Origin of the sequence: Exiguobacterium sp. s95, from assembly GCF_018618655.1 — a bacterium.
GTDB lineage: Bacteria > Bacillota > Bacilli > Exiguobacteriales > Exiguobacteriaceae > Exiguobacterium_A > Exiguobacterium_A oxidotolerans.
In genome coordinates, this window is the sequence record NZ_JACSMM010000013.1 from 37,804 (window position 1) to 54,422 (window position 16,619).

The following is a 16,619-nucleotide window of genomic DNA, read 5'->3' on the forward strand; positions in this document are numbered from 1 at the left end:
ATGAAAGGGTAGCAAGGCTTCAATTAACTATCCGCCTGCGACCCTCATCGTTGTTCATTGTAATTCGAAAGACTTAGTCTTCGATTACGATACCCATAGAACGTGCAGTACCTTCAACCATCAACATCGCTGTTTCAACAGATGCTGCGTTGAGGTCTGGCATTTTCGTTTCAGCGATTTCGCGAACTTTGTCACGTTTGACAGTCGCTACTTTCTTACGGTTAGGCTCGCCTGAACCGCTCTCGATTCCAGCTGCTTTCTTCAAGAGAACTGCTGCTGGTGGAGTTTTAGTAATAAACGTAAATGAACGATCTTCAAAAACCGTGATGACTACAGGGATAATCAAGCCGGCTTGGTCTTGTGTACGAGCGTTGAACTCTTTACAGAAGCCCATGATGTTCACACCTGCTTGACCGAGTGCCGGTCCAACTGGTGGAGCTGGGTTTGCTTTGCCCGCAGGAATTTGAAGTTTAACTAGTTTCATAACCTTCTTCGCCACGAGACACACCTCCTTAATTCTTTAATGTGGTTTAATTGGACGTTGCGCGTCCTCCCACTCATTCTATTCGACGAGTTATTTATCGAAATAAGCACAACATCAAACAGGAAAAATTGTACCATTAAAACAAAACATTCGCAATAGGAAACTTAATCGATTTTTTCAACTTGTGAAAAATCGAGTTCTACTTTCGTTTCGCGACCGAACATATCTACAGAAACTTTCATTTTTTCTGTTTCTGTATCAAGCTCTTCAACCGTTCCTTCAAGGTTCTCGAAGGCACCCTCTTTGATTCGGACGATTTGACCGAGTGAGTAGTCATAACGACTCTTCATGTCGACAAGTCCCATTGAACCAAGGATGTTTTCAGCTTCTTCAGGAAGAAGCGGCGTCGGTTTCGATCCACCACCCACTGAACCGAGGAATCCGGTTACGTTCGGTGTGTTACGAACAACATACCAAGAATCATCCGTCATGACCATTTCAACGAGGACATACCCCGGGAAAATCTTAACTTCACGCTCTTTGATTTTTGTTTCGCCTTTTTTATTCGTTACTTCTTCCTGTACCGTTTCAATCGGAACGAGTACACGGAAGATTTTCTCGTCCATGTTCATAGACTCGATCCGACGTTCAAGGTTAGCCTTGACGTTGTTTTCGAATCCAGAGTACGTTTGGACGACAAACCACTGTTTATCCATGGTACGCCACCTCTTCTTTTACTTAATCAACCAACTCATGAGTGCGCTGAGACCAGAATCGATACCAAAGATGAAGACGCCCATGAAGATAACCATACCGATTACCGTCAATGTGTACTTCGTCAATTCTTTTCGTTTTGGCCAGCTCGTCTTTTTCAGTTCATTCCATACGTCACGCAAAAATTTCATCGTACTTTCCCTCCAGGATGTATTAAATCGGGATAGATGAAGCCTTATTTCGCTTCTTTATGAATCGTATGCGCGTTACAACGCCGACAGAATTTTTTCAATTCCAAGCGGACTGTGACATCCTCTTTTTTCATCGTCGTATAATCGCGGGCACCGCAAATATCACAAGCAAGGCCTACTTTCTTCGCCATCTCAAAAGACCTCCTTCTTTGCCGCTCTCTCTCTCGAACGGAGGAGATTCCTCCAAAAAAGAGCGTAAAAAAAAACGCCTATGAGCGGCGTCTCGCTAGTAAGGCGCTATTTATACAGTAGCATACGGTAGTCGGATTGGTCAATCCACCTCGCGGTTAGACAATCAACTCACGTGCCTCGAGGTATCGCTCCAGTTTCCGTTTGACACGCTGTAACGCGTTATCAATTGATTTGACGTGGCGATCGAGATCATCCGAAATCTCTTGGTACGTTCTTCCGTCGAGATAAAGTGCCAACACTTTTCGTTCTAAGTCACTAAGAATTTCATCCATCTTCGTTTCGATGTCTGCATACTCTTCTCGGTTGACAATCAAGATTTGCGGATCCGATGGTGCCGTCGAAGTGATGATATCAAGCAACGTCCGTTCAGAAGATTCATCATCATAAATTGGTTTATCGAGCGAGATGTACGAATTGAGAGGAATATGTTTTTGACGGGTCGCCGTCTTGATTGCCGTGATCATTTGCCGTGTGATGCAGAGTTCGGCAAATCCTTTAAAAGAAGCCAACTTATCAGTCCGGTAGTCACGTACTGCTTTGTATAGGCCAATCATACCTTCTTGAATGATATCTTCGCGGTCCGCACCAATCAAAAAATATGACCGGGCCTTCGCACGTACGAAGTTACGATAGCGCTCGATCAAAAATTCAAGGGCATCGCTATTATCGAATACCTTCGCTTGTTCCACAAGCGCCTCATCAGACATGCACTCAAACTGGTCGAACGAAACCAAACTCATCCTTCATCCCTCCAAGCTTCTATGACGAACTAATCAATTGCCTACAATTATACAATAATTTCCTATCCTGCGACAGTGAAAATTGGCATGACCTCTTTTTATCTGTGTTTCGCCCTTAAAAAAACCGCCTTCTCGACAGGTACGTCAAGAAAACGGTTTATTTTTAAGGGGAGACCCCCTTACTGATCTGAATTTTTTCTTCTTCGGATTTGTTCAAGCCGTTCGATGACATCTGCCGGCAAATCGATTGTCGACCGCGGTTTCTTGCTCGTCTTCGACATCGTCGTCTGTCCCTGAATGACGGCGACCGCTGCTTTCCAGTCCCGTCTCAACTCTTGTGCCGAGATGCGGAGTGCGCCGAGCGTAAAGATCACCCATTGTTCCGTGAAGTCGTTCGTCGCGACCGTCAGCTTGACACGGATGTCTTGTAACCACTCGGCTGCCGTTTTTTCTATCCATTCGTCAGCAGTTTCATTCTCGCGTGTATAAATGACCTCGAGTCCACTCTTTTTTAAGCGTGACTCGCGCCCCGGCTGAAGATAGGCATCAAAGACGATGGTGACACTAATTCCTGTCACTGCCTGATATTCCGCCATTGCATCGACCAATCGTTCCCGTGCTAATTCAAAATCTTGCTCCCGCAATGTCCGGAATTCCGGCCATGCGCCAATGATATTGTAGCCATCAACGATCAGACGGTCATATTTCATCGCGCGTACGGCTTTCTCGTCCGGTACACTTCATACAATAAGAGTGACGCGGCAACGGAAGCATTGAGTGACGTGACATGGCCCGCCATCGGAAGGTGGACAAGGAAATCACATTTCTCTCGGACGAGGCGACTCATCCCTTTTCCTTCACTACCAATGACGATTCCAAGCGGCATCGTTCCGTCAAGCGTCCGGTAATCATCACTTTCACGCGCATCCGTCCCGACGAACCAAAGTCCTTTTTTCTTAAGGTCTTCCATCGTCCGCGTTAAGTTCGTCACGCGAACGACCGGAATATGCTCGATTGCACCCGTCGATGCTTTTGCGACGACTTGTGTCAATCCGACCGAGCGGCGTTTCGGAATGATGACCCCGTGCGCACCGACAGCGTCTGCCGTCCGAAGAATCGAACCGAGGTTATGCGGGTCTTCCAGCTCGTCGAGTAAGACGATGAGTGGTGTCTCATCCTTCTTCTCTGCTAGGGCAAAGATATCGTCGAGTTCCGCGTATTCATAGGCGGCAACTGCCGCAACGACACCTTGGTGGTTGTCGCTCCCTGTCAGACCATGCAGTTTTGAACGGGGGACGATTTGAATTTGGACATTCGCTTCTTGCGCCATCGCGTGGATGACGGCGAGTGGACCTTTTTGTTGACCTTCCTGGATAAAGAGTTTATTCATTTCGCGTCCACTTCGTAACGCTTCGAGAACAGGATTTCGTCCGTAAAGGAAATCCTGCCCTTCCGCGAGTGGTTCGATGACGACCGGGTCCTCTTGTTTCTTTTCAACACGTTTTCGTTTTTCGCCAGTCTTAGGGCGCTGTCCTTGATCGACTGGGTTATTTTCCGTCTGTCGTTTCGGCTTCGAGTAATTCGAACGCTTGCCCGATGAGTTCTTCAAGACGATCCCCTCCTTCTGAAAGATAAATGTAGCCTAACAATGCTTCGAACGCCGTCGCGTAGCGGTACGTATGGACATCCGTACTTTTTGGTACAGAACCGGACTTCGCATTTTTCCCACGCCGGACGACGGCTTGTTCCTCTTCTGTCAGTGTTCCCTGATTGAGCCAATGTGTAACGACGGTCGCCTGTGCTTGCGCCCGGACATACTGGACCGCTGCTTGATGCAACTCGCCTGGTTTGACGAAACCACGGTCAAGTAGTCGCTCTCTTACATGCATCTCATAGACGACGTCTCCCATATAGGCGAGCGCGAGCGCGTTCAATTGTTTATAGTTCTTCATCCGCGCTTCCACCGCATCCCTTGTGCTGTATCTTCAAGCAAGATGCCCTGGTCGCGTAACTGATCGCGGATTTCATCTGCCCGTCCGAAATCACGATTTTTCCGTGCTTCGTTTCGTTCTGTGATCAACTGTTCGACTTCTTCGTCGAGCAGTCCGCGGTCGACCGTCAACGTTACACCTAATACGCCCGACAATTCATTGAAAACGGTCAGGAAGCGCTCAAGAACTTCTTTTGACACTTGTGCTTCTGCAAGATAAAGATTTGCTTCTTTCGATAAATCGAACAAATCCGTTACAGCATTCGCTGTATTGAAGTCATCATCCATCGACGTGATGAAATGTTGCTTGATGTCTTCAATCCGCTTCAACCATTTTTCGTTTGCCGTTCCGAGATCTGCCGTCATCGCGAGACGATGCTCGACGTTTGCGACCGACTCCCGAATTCGCGCGAGACCGTTGACCGCTTGATCAATCAGCTCACGGCTGTAGTTGATCGGATGGCGATACTGAACAGACAGCATGAAGAAGCGTAAGACCATTGGATCGACGACTTGAATCGCTTCATGGACCGTCAAAAAGTTTCCGAGTGATTTCGACATCTTCTCGTTTTCGATGTTGACGAATCCATTGTGCATCCAGTAGTTCGCGAATTTTTGAGAATTGCATGCTTCCGACTGGGCAATTTCATTTTCATGGTGCGGGAATTTCAAGTCTTGTCCACCGGCATGGATATCAATCGTATCGCCAAGGTATTTCTTTGCCATCGCCGAGCACTCGATGTGCCAGCCCGGACGTCCTTCACCCCATGGACTTGTCCAAGACGGTTCGTCCGGCTTAACGGCTTTCCAAAGAACGAAATCGAGTGGATCTTCTTTTTTCTCGCCGACTTCAATCCGCGCGCCCGATTGTAATTCATCAATCGATTGCTGACTCAACTGACCATACGTCTCAAAACTCCGTGTCCGGAAGTAGACATCTCCACCTGAAGCATAGGCATTCCCTTTTTCAACGAGAACTTTGATGAAGTCGATGATATCATCCATCGTCTCCGTAACGAGCGGATGGACGTCCGCTTGTTGCACGTTCAAAGCTCCAGTATCTGCATGATACGCGGCAATGAAACGTTTCGTTAAGTCATGATAATCTTCACCGAGTTCATTTGCCGTCCGAATGATTTTATCATCGACATCCGTAAAGTTCGAGACGTACTGAACCTCATAACCGCGGTACGTAAAGTAGCGGCGGACTGTATCGAAGACAATTGCCGGGCGGGCATTACCAATGTGGATATAGTTATAGACGGTCGGTCCACAGACGTACATCTTGACCTTACCTTCTTCTAACGGTTTAAATGGTTCCTTTTTTCCGGTCATGCTGTTGTAGAGTTGTATCATTCCGAAGTCCTCCTTTGATTCGTTCAATTTCCCGTTTTAGTTCATCGATTTCAATTTCAATCCGTTCCTGGCACTCACTAACGGGATCCGGTAGACGGTGATCGAGAGGGGCCTCGACTTTCATTCCGTCCTGGATGACGACACGTCCCGGAATCCCGACGACGGTTGCGTTAGCAGGGACGTCTTTTAGGACGACTGAGCTTGCCCCGATTTTTGATGCATCCCCGACCGAAATATCACCGAGTACACGTGCTCCGGCTGAAACGAGCACGCCATTACCGAGCGTCGGATGACGTTTGCCCGTCTCTTTGCCCGTCCCGCCGAGCGTCACGCCTTGAAAAATCGTCACATCGTCGCCGATGATGGCTGTTTCTCCGATGACGACACCCATCCCATGGTCGATGAAGAAGCGACGACCAATCGTCGCACCCGGATGAATTTCGATCCCTGTCAAGAAGCGGCTGAACTGTGAAATGCTTCGCCCCAGTAACTTTAAGTTCAACTTCCATAACCGATGGGCTACACGGTGCATCCAAATCGCATGTAAGCCGGGGTACGTCAAGATGACTTCAATGCTACTGCGTGCAGACGGGTCTTGGTTGAATACATTGCGAATGTCTTCTCGTATACGTGTCATGTTCAATCTCCTCTCCATAAGAAAAAGCGCCTCCGTGCATCGCTGCACAGAGACGCTAATTAGCGCGGTCCCACTCTGTTTGGACGAATCAATCGTCCCTCTCCGTGTCCGTTAACGCCGGAGATACGTCTACGCCTACTCTCACTGATTTCGGGTAGCACTCAGAGGGGCATTTCATGGCAATTTTCTTCAAGCTCTCGCACCACACAAGCTTGTCTCTGGAGAAGAAACATTGACACTACTTTCCTCATCTACGCTTTATTTATACGTCTAGTCGCGCAAGTACGCGGTCTTTTCCTAATAGTTGAATCGTATTCGGAAGTTCTGGACCATGTGTTTGCCCCGTCGTTGCGACGCGGATTGGCATGAACAGATTTTTTCCTTTTTGACCGGTTGCTTTTTGTGTTGCCTTAATCGATGCTTTGATCGCTTCCGGCGTCCACTCTTCAAGTGTCCGCAATTGGTTCGCGAATTCAGCTAAGACGGTCGGAACCGTTTCGCCACTCAAGACAGTGTTTGCTTCTTCATCATACACCACTTCATCTTCAAAAAACATCTCTGAAAGCTCAACGACTTCCGCTCCGTGTGTCATCTGCTCACGGTAAAGTCCGACGAGGTTCTTCGCCCAGTCGAGTTCTTCTGCTGACGGCTCGTTTGAGACGCGTCCTGCTGCTTGAAGGAATGGAAGACTCGCTTCGAATACTTCTTCGAACGATTGATGTTTCATGTACTGCCCATTGATCCAAGCGAGTTTTTGTTGATCGAAAACAGCTGGACTCTTCGACAGGCGGGACGCATCAAAGATTTCGATGAATTCTTCTTTCGTAAAGATTTCTTGTTCTCCGACCGGCGACCAACCAAGCAACGTCACGAAGTTAAGTAACGCTTCCGGGAGATACCCGAGGTCTTTATACTGCTCGATGTACTGAATGATTGATTGATCACGTTTCGACAGTTTTTTATGCTCTTCGTTGACGATGAGCGTCATGTGACCAAATGTTGGATACTCCCAACCGAACGCATCATAAATCATCATCTGTTTCGGCGTGTTCGAGATGTGGTCGTCTCCACGTAAGACATGGCTGATTGCCATCAAGTGATCGTCGACGACAACGGCGAAGTTATACGTCGGAATCCCGTCTTTTTTGACGATGACCCAGTCCCCGAAGTCTTTTGATTCAAACGATACGTCTTCTTTGACGATATCGTTCCACGTATATGTCACGCTTTCCGGTACACGAATCCGAATCGATGGTGTCCGTCCTTCTGCGACAAATGCGTCTTCTTGTTCTTGCGATAAATCTCGGTGTGCACCTGAATAACGCGGTGCTTCACCACGTGCGATTTGTGCTTCACGTTCCGCCTCAAGTTCTTCCGAGGTCATGTAGCAACGGTAAGCGAGTCCTTTTTCAAGTAACTCGTCTGTGTATTTTTGATAAAGATCAAGCCGTTCCATTTGGAAGTAAGGGCCGTAATCGCCACCGCGGCCTGGACCTTCATCCCAATCGATTCCGAGCCATTCGAGGTACTTCATCTGACTTTCAACGCCACCATCAATGTTTCGTTTTTGGTCCGTATCCTCAATCCGTAAAATCATTTTCCCGCCCGCATGACGTGCGAACAAATAGTTGAATAAAGCCGTCCGTGCATTCCCAATATGAAGGTGCCCGGTCGGACTTGGTGCATAACGTACACGTACTTCTGCCATTGCCGATCACTCCTTTAGTCTCAAATTCGCTTAATTAGTATACCTTATTCTTCGATTCGTTTCAGCAGAATCACAGCTTGGCACGCAATTCCTTCTTCACGCCCTGTAAACCCGAGCCATTCCGTTGTCGTCGCTTTGACATTGATCTGCTCGATGTCCGCTTCAAGCAGTTCCGCAATCCGCGCACGCATCGTATCGATGTACGGGCGTAATTTAGGCGCTTGCGCGATGACGGTCGCGTCTAAGTTACTCAATTCATATCCTTTACGCTTGACGAGTGCATAGACATGTTCGAGCAGTTTAGCAGAGTCCGCATCTTTGAACTCAGGATCGGTGTCCGGAAAATGTTTGCCGATATCCCCTTCTGCAATCGCTCCGAGTGCTGCATCCGCAATCGTATGGAGCAAGACGTCTGCATCCGAGTGACCGAGTAATCCTTTCGTATGTGGGATTTCAATCCCACCTAAAATGAGTTTCCGATCTTCTGCGAATGCATGTACATCAAAACCTTGTCCAATTCGAATCATCGTTATTTCCCTCGTTTCATTAAGATCGCTTCACCAAACCATAAATCATCCGGTGTCGTCACTTTAATATTTTCATACTGACCGGTGACGAGCGTCACCTTTCCTCCGTCCCATTCTATCAAACTTGCATCATCTGTACCTAAATAGTGTTCTGCTGCTTTTTGATGGACGGTTCGGATCGTGTCGAGATCGAAGGCTTGCGGTGTTTGAGCTGCCATCAGTTCGTCACGCGGAACCGTTTCGACGATCGTCTCTCCGATGATCCGTTTGACCGTATCTTTGACCGGGACGGCGAGAATCGCTGCTTTGTGCTCGACTGCCGCCGCGACGACGGCATGAATCGCTGTCTGTTCGATGAATGGCCGGGCGCCGTCATGAATCAACACGATACCGGGTGCTTCGATGACTTCCAGTCCGCGTAAGACACTTTGTTGCCGTTCCCGTCCTCCGGCAACAAGGCGTACAGGCGTTGCGTATCGGTCCGTCACTTGCTCAAACCAGACTTGTTCCGCCGGATTGATGGCAAGAATGATTTCTTCACATAAGGGATCGGCTTCAAACACATCGAGTGTCCACTCAATGATTGAACGGTCCCGTAACAGCAGCATCAGTTTATTACGATCTGCGCCCATTCTTTTTCCGGCACCAGCTGCCGGAATGACGACGCGGTATGTCTGTTCTATCACTGCATTCCCTCTTTTCTCATAAGTAAAGACTGCCACAGTTGTGGCAGTCCCTTATTTTTCTTGTGGCTTCGCAAAAATCATCCGTCCAGCAGACGTCTGAAGGACACTCGTCACGACAACACCAATCGTTTTCGAAATCAAGTGTTTACCACCTTCGACGACGACCATCGTGCCATCTTCGAGGTAGGCAATCCCTTGCTTTTGCTCTTTTCCTTCTTTGATGACAAGCACCATCATCTCTTCACCCGGAATCACAACTTGCTTGACGGCATTTGCTAAATCATTGATGTTCAAGACGGGTACGTTCCGGACTTCACACACTTTATTCAAGTTGTAATCGTTCGTAACGACAATTCCTTTCATCAACTCTGCCAGCTTAATCAGTTTGATGTCGACTTCTGGTACATCCTCGAAGTCACCATCATAAATTTCGACTTCCATTCCAGGGATTGATTGGAGTTCTTTTAAGACGTCAAGCCCCCGGCGTCCACGATTTCGTTTTAATGTATCCGATGAATCGGCAATGTATTGAAGTTCCCCAATCACGAACTGCGGAACGATCAGTTTCCCTTCAACAAATCCGGTCTTCGCGATATCTGTGATCCGTCCATCGATGATAACACTCGTATCGAGTACTTTACTGTTTGATTTTGCGACAACAACGGGTTCCGGTGTCGACTTTTTATCCGAGTTACTACTGTTTGACCGTAAAAAGATTTTCGTCAACTCATGCCGTTTGCGATATCCGACCGTAAAGCCGAGGTATCCGAATAAGGCAGTCGCGAAAATGGTTAAGACATTACTAAGCAGCGGAATCCCGACAAGTTCAATCAACATGCTGACGAGAAATGCCATCACGAGACCTAGCAAGAGACCAAATGTTCCAAAGAATAAATCTGCAGCGGGCGCCTTTACTAGTTTTTCTTCTAAAAATCGGAGAAGTCGAATAACCGCATCCGTAATGAATAATCCAATTAATAAAAATATGAGTGCACCAATCGTTCCGGTTACGTATGTCGTCATCAACCATTCCGGGAAAGTCATCCCTGTCGCCGCTTCAATTAATTGAAATAACTGGGGCAATAACAAGACACCAAGCGCAAGACCGAGTAACGCGAAAAAGATTCGAATGATGATTTTCAATCTTCCCACCTCCTTCTATTATTTTAAGTTCATTGTAACATGTATTTATTTGAATCACCTACGCCTTAAGGTGGGGAAACTGTTTACATATCCATTACAGCCTCCCCATCTTTTCCTACATTTCAGGCGTTTAAAACGGGATGGTTTCGCGTAACGCTTCGTCAACACTTTCGACACCGATGACCGTGATGCCGTCCGGATAGGTCCATCCCCCGAGATTGTTTTTCGGAATGATGGCTCGTGTGAATCCGAGCTTCGCAGCTTCTGCGACGCGTTGCTCAATCCGTGAGACGCGCCGGACTTCTCCCGTCAAACCTACTTCACCAATGACGACATCTGTCGGACGTGTCGGCTTGTCGCGAAAACTCGAGGCAATCGCGACACAGACGGCGAGGTCAATCGCCGGTTCATCGAGCTTGACGCCACCAGCTGCTTTCAAATAGGCATCTTGTGTCTGGAGCAGTAAACCAGATCGTTTCTCAAGCACTGCCATCAGCAAGGCCACTTTATTTTGGTCAATCCCTGTTGCCATACGGCGTGGATTACCGAATGATGTCGGTGAAATCAGGGCTTGTAACTCAACGAGAACAGTCCGTGTCCCCTCCATCGAAGCAACGATTGTCGAACCCGATACACCGGACGTCCGCTCCTCGAGGAAGATCTCCGATGGATTCAAGACTTCTTCTAAACCAGACTCCCGCATTTCAAAGATTCCAATCTCGTTCGTCGAACCAAACCGGTTTTTGACGGCACGGAGAATCCGGAACGTATGGTGACGTTCCCCTTCGAAGTACAGGACGGCATCGACCATGTGTTCGAGCAAACGGGGTCCGGCAATCGAACCTTGTTTCGTGACGTGACCGACGATAAAGATGGCAATGCCGCGACTCTTCGCGATTTTCATCAGCATCGCCGTACATTCACGTACTTGCGTGACGCTACCAGGGGCAGACTGAATTTCATCGATATAGACCGTTTGAATCGAGTCGATGATTAAAAAGCCTGGTTTTTCTTCGTCGACGACCCGCTCAATCATATTCATGTCCGTTTCACTGAGCACGAATAAGTCTTGAGTCGGTAAACCGAGCCGTTCAGCGCGGAGTTTTGTCTGTTTGAGCGATTCCTCACCTGAGATATAGAGGACTTTTTCGCCGCGTTGTGCAAGGCGAGCACTTGTCTGTAACAGAATCGTCGATTTCCCAATCCCCGGGTCACCTCCGACGAGGACCATCGATCCGGGCACAATCCCGCCGCCGAGCACACGGTCAAATTCACTACTCCCCGTGAAGACACGACTTTCTTCTTGTGAGACGATATTTGCGAGACGTTCCGGTTTCAATTGTTTCGTCGTCGTATGGACAAAAGCGGAACCGCGTCGTGCTTTCTTCTCCTCGACGACTTCTTCGACCATCGTATTCCATTCCCCACAGCCGGAGCAGCGTCCCATCCATTTCGGTGACTCCGTCCCACAGCTTTGGCAAACAAATTTCGTCTTCATTTTAGCCACTCTGTTCATCCTTTCTCTATCCAAGAAAAAGCCCAGCTTTCGCTTCGTACTTGCGAAAGCTGGACCCTGTTGATCACTTATTCTGTCGTTGCCGGTTCCACTTGGTGGCGGCGGACGATGAATTCATCGTTTTCTACATCAAGTGCAACACGTTCTCCTTTTTGAATGTCTCCCGCAAGCAATGCTTCCGACAAACGATCCTCAGCTTCTCGTTGAAGTGCACGACGGATTGGGCGAGCTCCGTATTCTGGGTCGTATCCGATGTCGGCAATCTTCGAAAGCGCGGCAGGTGTCAATTCAAAGTGAACCTGTTGTTCCGCAAGGCGTTTTTCGAGAGTCTTCGCCATGAGTTTGACGATCTCTTCGATGTGTTTTTTCTCAAGTGAGTGGAAGACGATCGTTTCGTCAATCCGGTTCAAGAACTCAGGACGGAAGGCTTTCTTCAGTTCGTCCATCACTTTCCCCTTCATGTCTTTGTATTCGCGGTCCGTATCGTCCGACACTGTGAACCCGACGTATTTATTCCGTTTGAGGGCACTTGCACCGACGTTCGACGTCATGACGATGATCGTATTACGGAAATCGACTGTCCGGCCTTTTGAATCCGTAAGACGTCCATCATCGAGCACTTGAAGCAAGATGTTGAAGACTTCAGGGTGAGCTTTTTCAATTTCATCAAGCAAGATGACGGAGTACGGTTTACGGCGTACTTTTTCAGTCAATTGACCGCCTTCTTCATATCCGACATATCCAGGAGGTGAACCGACGAGTCGGCTTGTTGCATGTTTCTCCATGTATTCTGACATGTCGATTCGGATGATGGCATCCTCGTCACCAAACATCGATTCTGCGACGGCACGGGCAAGCTCTGTTTTACCGACACCCGTTGGACCGAGGAAGATGAATGAACCGATTGGACGTTTAGGATCTTTGAGTCCGGCACGTGCGCGACGGATTGCTTTTGAGATTGATTTGACCGCTTCATTTTGACCGATGACCCGACTATGAAGAATTTCTTCGAGACGGAGCAAACGATCGGTTTCTTCTTCAGCGATTTTCGTTACGGGTACGCCCGTCCAGCTCGCGACGACCTGCGCGATATCATCTTTTGTGACTTCAAGCTTCTCATTGCCTTGTTTGTTCTGCCATTCTTCTTTTAAGCGCTCGAGCTCATCGCGAAGTTTTTGCTCTGTGTCGCGTAAGCTTGCTGCTTTTTCGAATTCTTGGCTTTGGACGGCTTCGTCTTTATCTTTTCGGATGCCTTCAAGTTTTGCTTCGACTTCTTTTAAGTTCGGTGGTGCTGTATATGAACGAAGACGAACTTTTGAAGCCGCTTCGTCAATCAAGTCGATTGCTTTATCCGGTAGGAAACGGTCTGAGATGTAACGGTCAGAAAGCGTCACCGCTTCTTGAATCGCTTCATCCGTGATCGTGACACGGTGGTGGGCTTCATAACGGTCACGAAGACCAAACAAGATTTGTGTTGCTTCGTTCGCTGTTGGTTCAGCGACTTGAATTGGTTGGAAACGACGCTCAAGCGCTGCATCTTTTTCGATATATTTGCGGTATTCGTCAAGTGTCGTCGCACCGATACATTGGAGTTCACCGCGCGCGAGTGATGGTTTTAAAATGTTTGACGCATCGATTGCGCCTTCTGCTCCACCTGCACCAATCAATGTGTGCAATTCGTCGATGAAGAGAATGATGTTTCCAGCTTGACGGATTTCATCCATGACCTTTTTCAAACGGTCTTCGAACTCACCACGGTATTTCGTCCCGGCGACGAGCGTCCCCATGTCGAGAACCATGACGCGTTTATTCCGTAACGTTTCCGGCACTTCATTGTTGATGATTTGTTGGGCGAGTCCTTCGACGACAGCTGTTTTACCAACACCTGGCTCCCCAATCAAAACCGGGTTGTTTTTCGTCCGACGACTCAAGACTTCGATGACACGTTGAATTTCTTTTGCGCGTCCGATGACTGGGTCGAGACGTGTCTCACGTGCTTGTTGCGTCAAGTCGCGTGCCAAGCCATCTAGCGTTGGCGTCGCGACGCCTGAGCCTGCTTGTGATGCGTTAGCTGTCGTTTCGCTGTTCCCAAGCAGTTGCAATACTTGCTGACGTGCTTTAGAAAGACTGATTCCAAGGTTGTTTAAGACGCGTGCCGCAACACCTTCACCTTCACGAATCAAGCCGAGTAAGAGGTGCTCCGTGCCGACATACGAATGACCGAGCTTACGTGCTTCATCCATTGAAAGTTCGATGACTTTTTTTGCGCGCGGCGTATAGTGAATCGTCGTCGCACCATCTTGTCCACGACCGATCAATGCTTCGACTTCCATTTGAATTTTATCTGAACTGAGTCCGAGTGCTGTTAAAGCTTTCGCAGCAATCCCGTCTCCTTCACGTACAAGCCCGAGTAAAATATGTTCTGTCCCGATATTATGGTGTCCGAGTCGTACTGCTTCTTCCTGTGCAAGTGCGAGTACGCGTTGGGCACGTTCTGTGAATCGTCCAAACATCATTACGCAAAACCTCCTTGTGTGTGATCCCTGTGTTTCTGTTCGGTTAACATCTGACGAATCACATTCGCTCGCTCGATGTCCCGTTCTCTTGTTGTTAATTGATTCCCGAAATGCTTTTGTAGAAAACCTGTTTGTAAGGATACAAGTAAATGATGAAACACATTCGGTGCGAGATTGACAGCTAATCCTAGCCCATCTGCTAAGCGAACATCGGATAGACGTTCCGTTGCTTCTCGTGCCGTAATTAAACGGGCGGATGTTAAAATGCCATACGACCGGTATAACCGGTCTTCTAGTTCTTCTTGATACATCTCCATTAATCCTTTTCTTGCGGCCTGTTCTGCCTCAATTAATGCTTCAACAGCAAAAAGATAATCCGTAATCAGCATATCTTCACTCGCTCCAAGAGTCCGTTGATTCGACAGTTGAAACATCCGCCCAGAGGCGTCGCTGCCTTCACCATACCGGCCACGAATCGCAAAACCAAGCTGTCTCAAGTGCTTGACGTATCCTTGAATTTGATTCGTCAAGACAAGTCCAGGTAGATGCAGCATGACAGAAGCGCGAAGTCCCGTCCCGACATTGCTCGGACAGGTTGTCAAATAACCGAGTGTATCATCAAAGGCAATCTTAAAACGTTCACTAATCAATTGATCGACTTGTTTCGCGATCCGAAAAGCTTCTTCGAGTTGTAGACCCGGAAACAATGTTTGAATCCGGAAATGATCTTCTTCATTCACCATGACGCTAATCTGTTCATCTTCACTAATGAACAATCCCGTCCGTGGATGGGATGCAAGTGCGGGACTGATTAAATGTTTTTCCACTAAAGCAGTCCGTGTCAGCGCATCCGCCTGGTCGACCCGTCCAAATCGGAATCCTTTTAGTCCACTCAACTGGCGTTCCGTTTCATCAATCAGTTCATTCGCCTCTTTTTCCGACAGCATCGTCGAGAACGGATATTGCATCGCATTTCGAGCTAAACGAATCCGTGTCGAGACGACGATGTCATCATAAGGGGCTTGTTGATTCATTTTTTCACTTAAAGGATGCGTCAATAATTCTTTAAACATGGCGCAAATCCTCCTCGACGCTAACAATCTGTTGTTTAATCAGTTCAGCTTCTTCGTAATCTTCTGACAAGACCTTCCGATTGAGTTGTTCTTTTAACCGGCTTAACTGTTGCTTCAAACGCTTTTCGACTGATTCTTCATCAGGGCGTGATCCATAATGTTTGGAGTGGCCATGCTGGAATTGACGGACCATTCCATCGACTTCATCCTTAAATACGGTGTAACACGTCGCACAACCAACTTTTCTCAAATGCAACAACTGTTGTCGTGTCATACCACAAGAAGGACACGTTGTACCTTGATACTCGCGCGCAAGCTCTCGGACACATACAGAACATAAAACACGCTCTGCTCCTTCCGTTTCTTGTGGAAGTTTGACACGTACGATTGCCTCGCGCTCTAAACAACGTTGACATCGCATATGGCATTCCTCCAATGCTACAATCGCTTGATGGTTTGGAGAAGTGATTGCATCAGATGCGCTCGCATCCGGTGTTGATCTTCTACATCCATCGGTAGACTTTCTTTTCGTAACAACGCTTGGATGATAATCGCTTCACGTCGCGTTAATAATTGTTCATTCATTAATCGAATCAAATAATCTTCAGCAGCCTGTTCGGTTAATTGATCACCGACCCAGGCACTCATCTCGTCTAAGAGATCGTGACTATCTAGCAAAACGATTTTCTGAATCCGGATATACCCTCCACCACCACGCTTACTTTCGACAAAATAGCCTTTTTCGACTGTAAAACGTGTGTTGATGACATAATTGATTTGGGAAGGAACACAATCAAAACGCTGGGCAATTTCTTGACGTTTGATTTCAACTTTTGTTTCATCATTTAAGATTTGTTTTAAATAGGCTTCGATGATATCTGTGATGTTTTGCATGGGCACCACCTCTCTGACCATCTTTGACTATTGTTTGATTTAATAGTAATCATCTTAAAAGTGAATTGCAAATAATTTAACTCTAAATGAACATACACAAAAAGACCGACCTGCAAGATGCAGATCGGTCTTTTTCAATTGCCTGGCAACGTCCTATCCTCACAGGGGGAAGCCCCCAACTACTTTCGGCGT

19 protein-coding genes and 1 other annotated feature are annotated in these 16,619 nt (G+C 47.7%); all 19 genes read right to left on the reverse strand.

What is annotated here, in order from left to right:
• Positions 1-73: 73 nt before the first annotated feature.
• On the reverse strand, positions 74-499 hold the full coding sequence (gene rplK, locus KNP99_RS14455; protein WP_012368996.1) for a 50S ribosomal protein L11: 426 nt from the start codon (positions 497-499) through the stop codon (positions 74-76).
• 149 nt (positions 500-648) lie between these two features.
• A complete protein-coding gene (nusG, locus tag KNP99_RS14460) occupies positions 649-1,200 on the reverse strand; it encodes a transcription termination/antitermination protein NusG (protein ID WP_088836003.1) in 552 nt (183 codons plus the stop codon).
• An 18-nt stretch (positions 1,201-1,218) separates the two neighbouring features.
• Complete coding sequence (secE, locus tag KNP99_RS14465; protein ID WP_029332248.1) at positions 1,219-1,389, reverse strand: preprotein translocase subunit SecE; 171 nt, start codon at positions 1,387-1,389, stop codon at positions 1,219-1,221.
• A 44-nt stretch (positions 1,390-1,433) separates the two neighbouring features.
• Entirely contained in the window at positions 1,434-1,580 is a 147-nt protein-coding gene (rpmG, locus tag KNP99_RS14470) for a 50S ribosomal protein L33 (RefSeq protein WP_029332247.1), read from the reverse strand.
• 156 nt (positions 1,581-1,736) lie between these two features.
• On the reverse strand, positions 1,737-2,381 hold the full coding sequence (gene sigH / locus KNP99_RS14475; RefSeq protein WP_088836002.1) for an RNA polymerase sporulation sigma factor SigH: 645 nt from the start codon (positions 2,379-2,381) through the stop codon (positions 1,737-1,739).
• A 179-nt stretch (positions 2,382-2,560) separates the two neighbouring features.
• Positions 2,561-3,091, reverse strand: coding sequence for an NYN domain-containing protein (locus tag KNP99_RS14480; protein ID WP_088836001.1), 531 nt, complete (start codon positions 3,089-3,091; stop codon positions 2,561-2,563).
• Entirely contained in the window at positions 3,088-3,849 is a 762-nt protein-coding gene (rlmB, locus tag KNP99_RS14485; protein WP_088838388.1) for a 23S rRNA (guanosine(2251)-2'-O)-methyltransferase RlmB, read from the reverse strand. The genes KNP99_RS14480 and rlmB overlap by 4 nt, the downstream gene beginning before the upstream one ends.
• A gap of 79 nt (positions 3,850-3,928) precedes the next feature.
• Positions 3,929-4,333 (reverse strand): Mini-ribonuclease 3, encoded by a 405-nt coding sequence (locus tag KNP99_RS14490; protein ID WP_088836000.1) that lies wholly within the window; start codon positions 4,331-4,333, stop codon positions 3,929-3,931.
• Entirely contained in the window at positions 4,330-5,727 is a 1,398-nt protein-coding gene (gene cysS, locus KNP99_RS14495) for a cysteine--tRNA ligase (RefSeq protein ID WP_088835999.1), read from the reverse strand. The genes KNP99_RS14490 and cysS overlap by 4 nt, the downstream gene beginning before the upstream one ends.
• On the reverse strand, positions 5,681-6,364 hold the full coding sequence (gene cysE / locus KNP99_RS14500) for a serine O-acetyltransferase (RefSeq protein ID WP_214805997.1): 684 nt from the start codon (positions 6,362-6,364) through the stop codon (positions 5,681-5,683). The genes cysS and cysE overlap by 47 nt, the downstream gene beginning before the upstream one ends.
• Before the next feature lie 45 nt (positions 6,365-6,409).
• Positions 6,410-6,627, reverse strand: a binding site (T-box leader).
• On the reverse strand, positions 6,627-8,072 hold the full coding sequence (gene gltX, locus KNP99_RS14505; RefSeq protein WP_214767893.1) for a glutamate--tRNA ligase: 1,446 nt from the start codon (positions 8,070-8,072) through the stop codon (positions 6,627-6,629). (Overlaps the previous feature by 1 nt.)
• Positions 8,073-8,116: 44 nt before the next feature.
• Complete coding sequence (ispF, locus tag KNP99_RS14510; RefSeq protein WP_029332239.1) at positions 8,117-8,599, reverse strand: 2-C-methyl-D-erythritol 2,4-cyclodiphosphate synthase; 483 nt, start codon at positions 8,597-8,599, stop codon at positions 8,117-8,119.
• Between the two features lie 2 nt (positions 8,600-8,601).
• Positions 8,602-9,285, reverse strand: coding sequence for a 2-C-methyl-D-erythritol 4-phosphate cytidylyltransferase (gene ispD / locus KNP99_RS14515; protein ID WP_215193340.1), 684 nt, complete (start codon positions 9,283-9,285; stop codon positions 8,602-8,604).
• A 51-nt stretch (positions 9,286-9,336) separates the two neighbouring features.
• Complete coding sequence (locus KNP99_RS14520; protein WP_088835995.1) at positions 9,337-10,428, reverse strand: PIN/TRAM domain-containing protein; 1,092 nt, start codon at positions 10,426-10,428, stop codon at positions 9,337-9,339.
• Between the two features lie 130 nt (positions 10,429-10,558).
• Positions 10,559-11,935 (reverse strand): DNA repair protein RadA, encoded by a 1,377-nt coding sequence (gene radA, locus KNP99_RS14525; protein ID WP_029332236.1) that lies wholly within the window; start codon positions 11,933-11,935, stop codon positions 10,559-10,561.
• A 77-nt stretch (positions 11,936-12,012) separates the two neighbouring features.
• Complete coding sequence (gene clpC / locus KNP99_RS14530) at positions 12,013-14,460, reverse strand: ATP-dependent protease ATP-binding subunit ClpC (RefSeq protein ID WP_088835994.1); 2,448 nt, start codon at positions 14,458-14,460, stop codon at positions 12,013-12,015.
• Entirely contained in the window at positions 14,460-15,533 is a 1,074-nt protein-coding gene (locus KNP99_RS14535; protein WP_214771737.1) for a protein arginine kinase, read from the reverse strand. Before KNP99_RS14535 ends, clpC begins: the two co-directional genes overlap by 1 nt.
• On the reverse strand, positions 15,526-15,954 hold the full coding sequence (locus tag KNP99_RS14540; protein ID WP_088835992.1) for a hypothetical protein: 429 nt from the start codon (positions 15,952-15,954) through the stop codon (positions 15,526-15,528). Before KNP99_RS14540 ends, KNP99_RS14535 begins: the two co-directional genes overlap by 8 nt.
• Before the next feature lie 17 nt (positions 15,955-15,971).
• Positions 15,972-16,427 carry a CtsR family transcriptional regulator gene (locus KNP99_RS14545; protein ID WP_088835991.1) on the reverse strand — a complete coding sequence of 152 codons (456 nt, stop codon included), beginning with the start codon at positions 16,425-16,427 and terminating at the stop codon, positions 15,972-15,974.
• Positions 16,428-16,619: the final 192 nt, after the last annotated feature.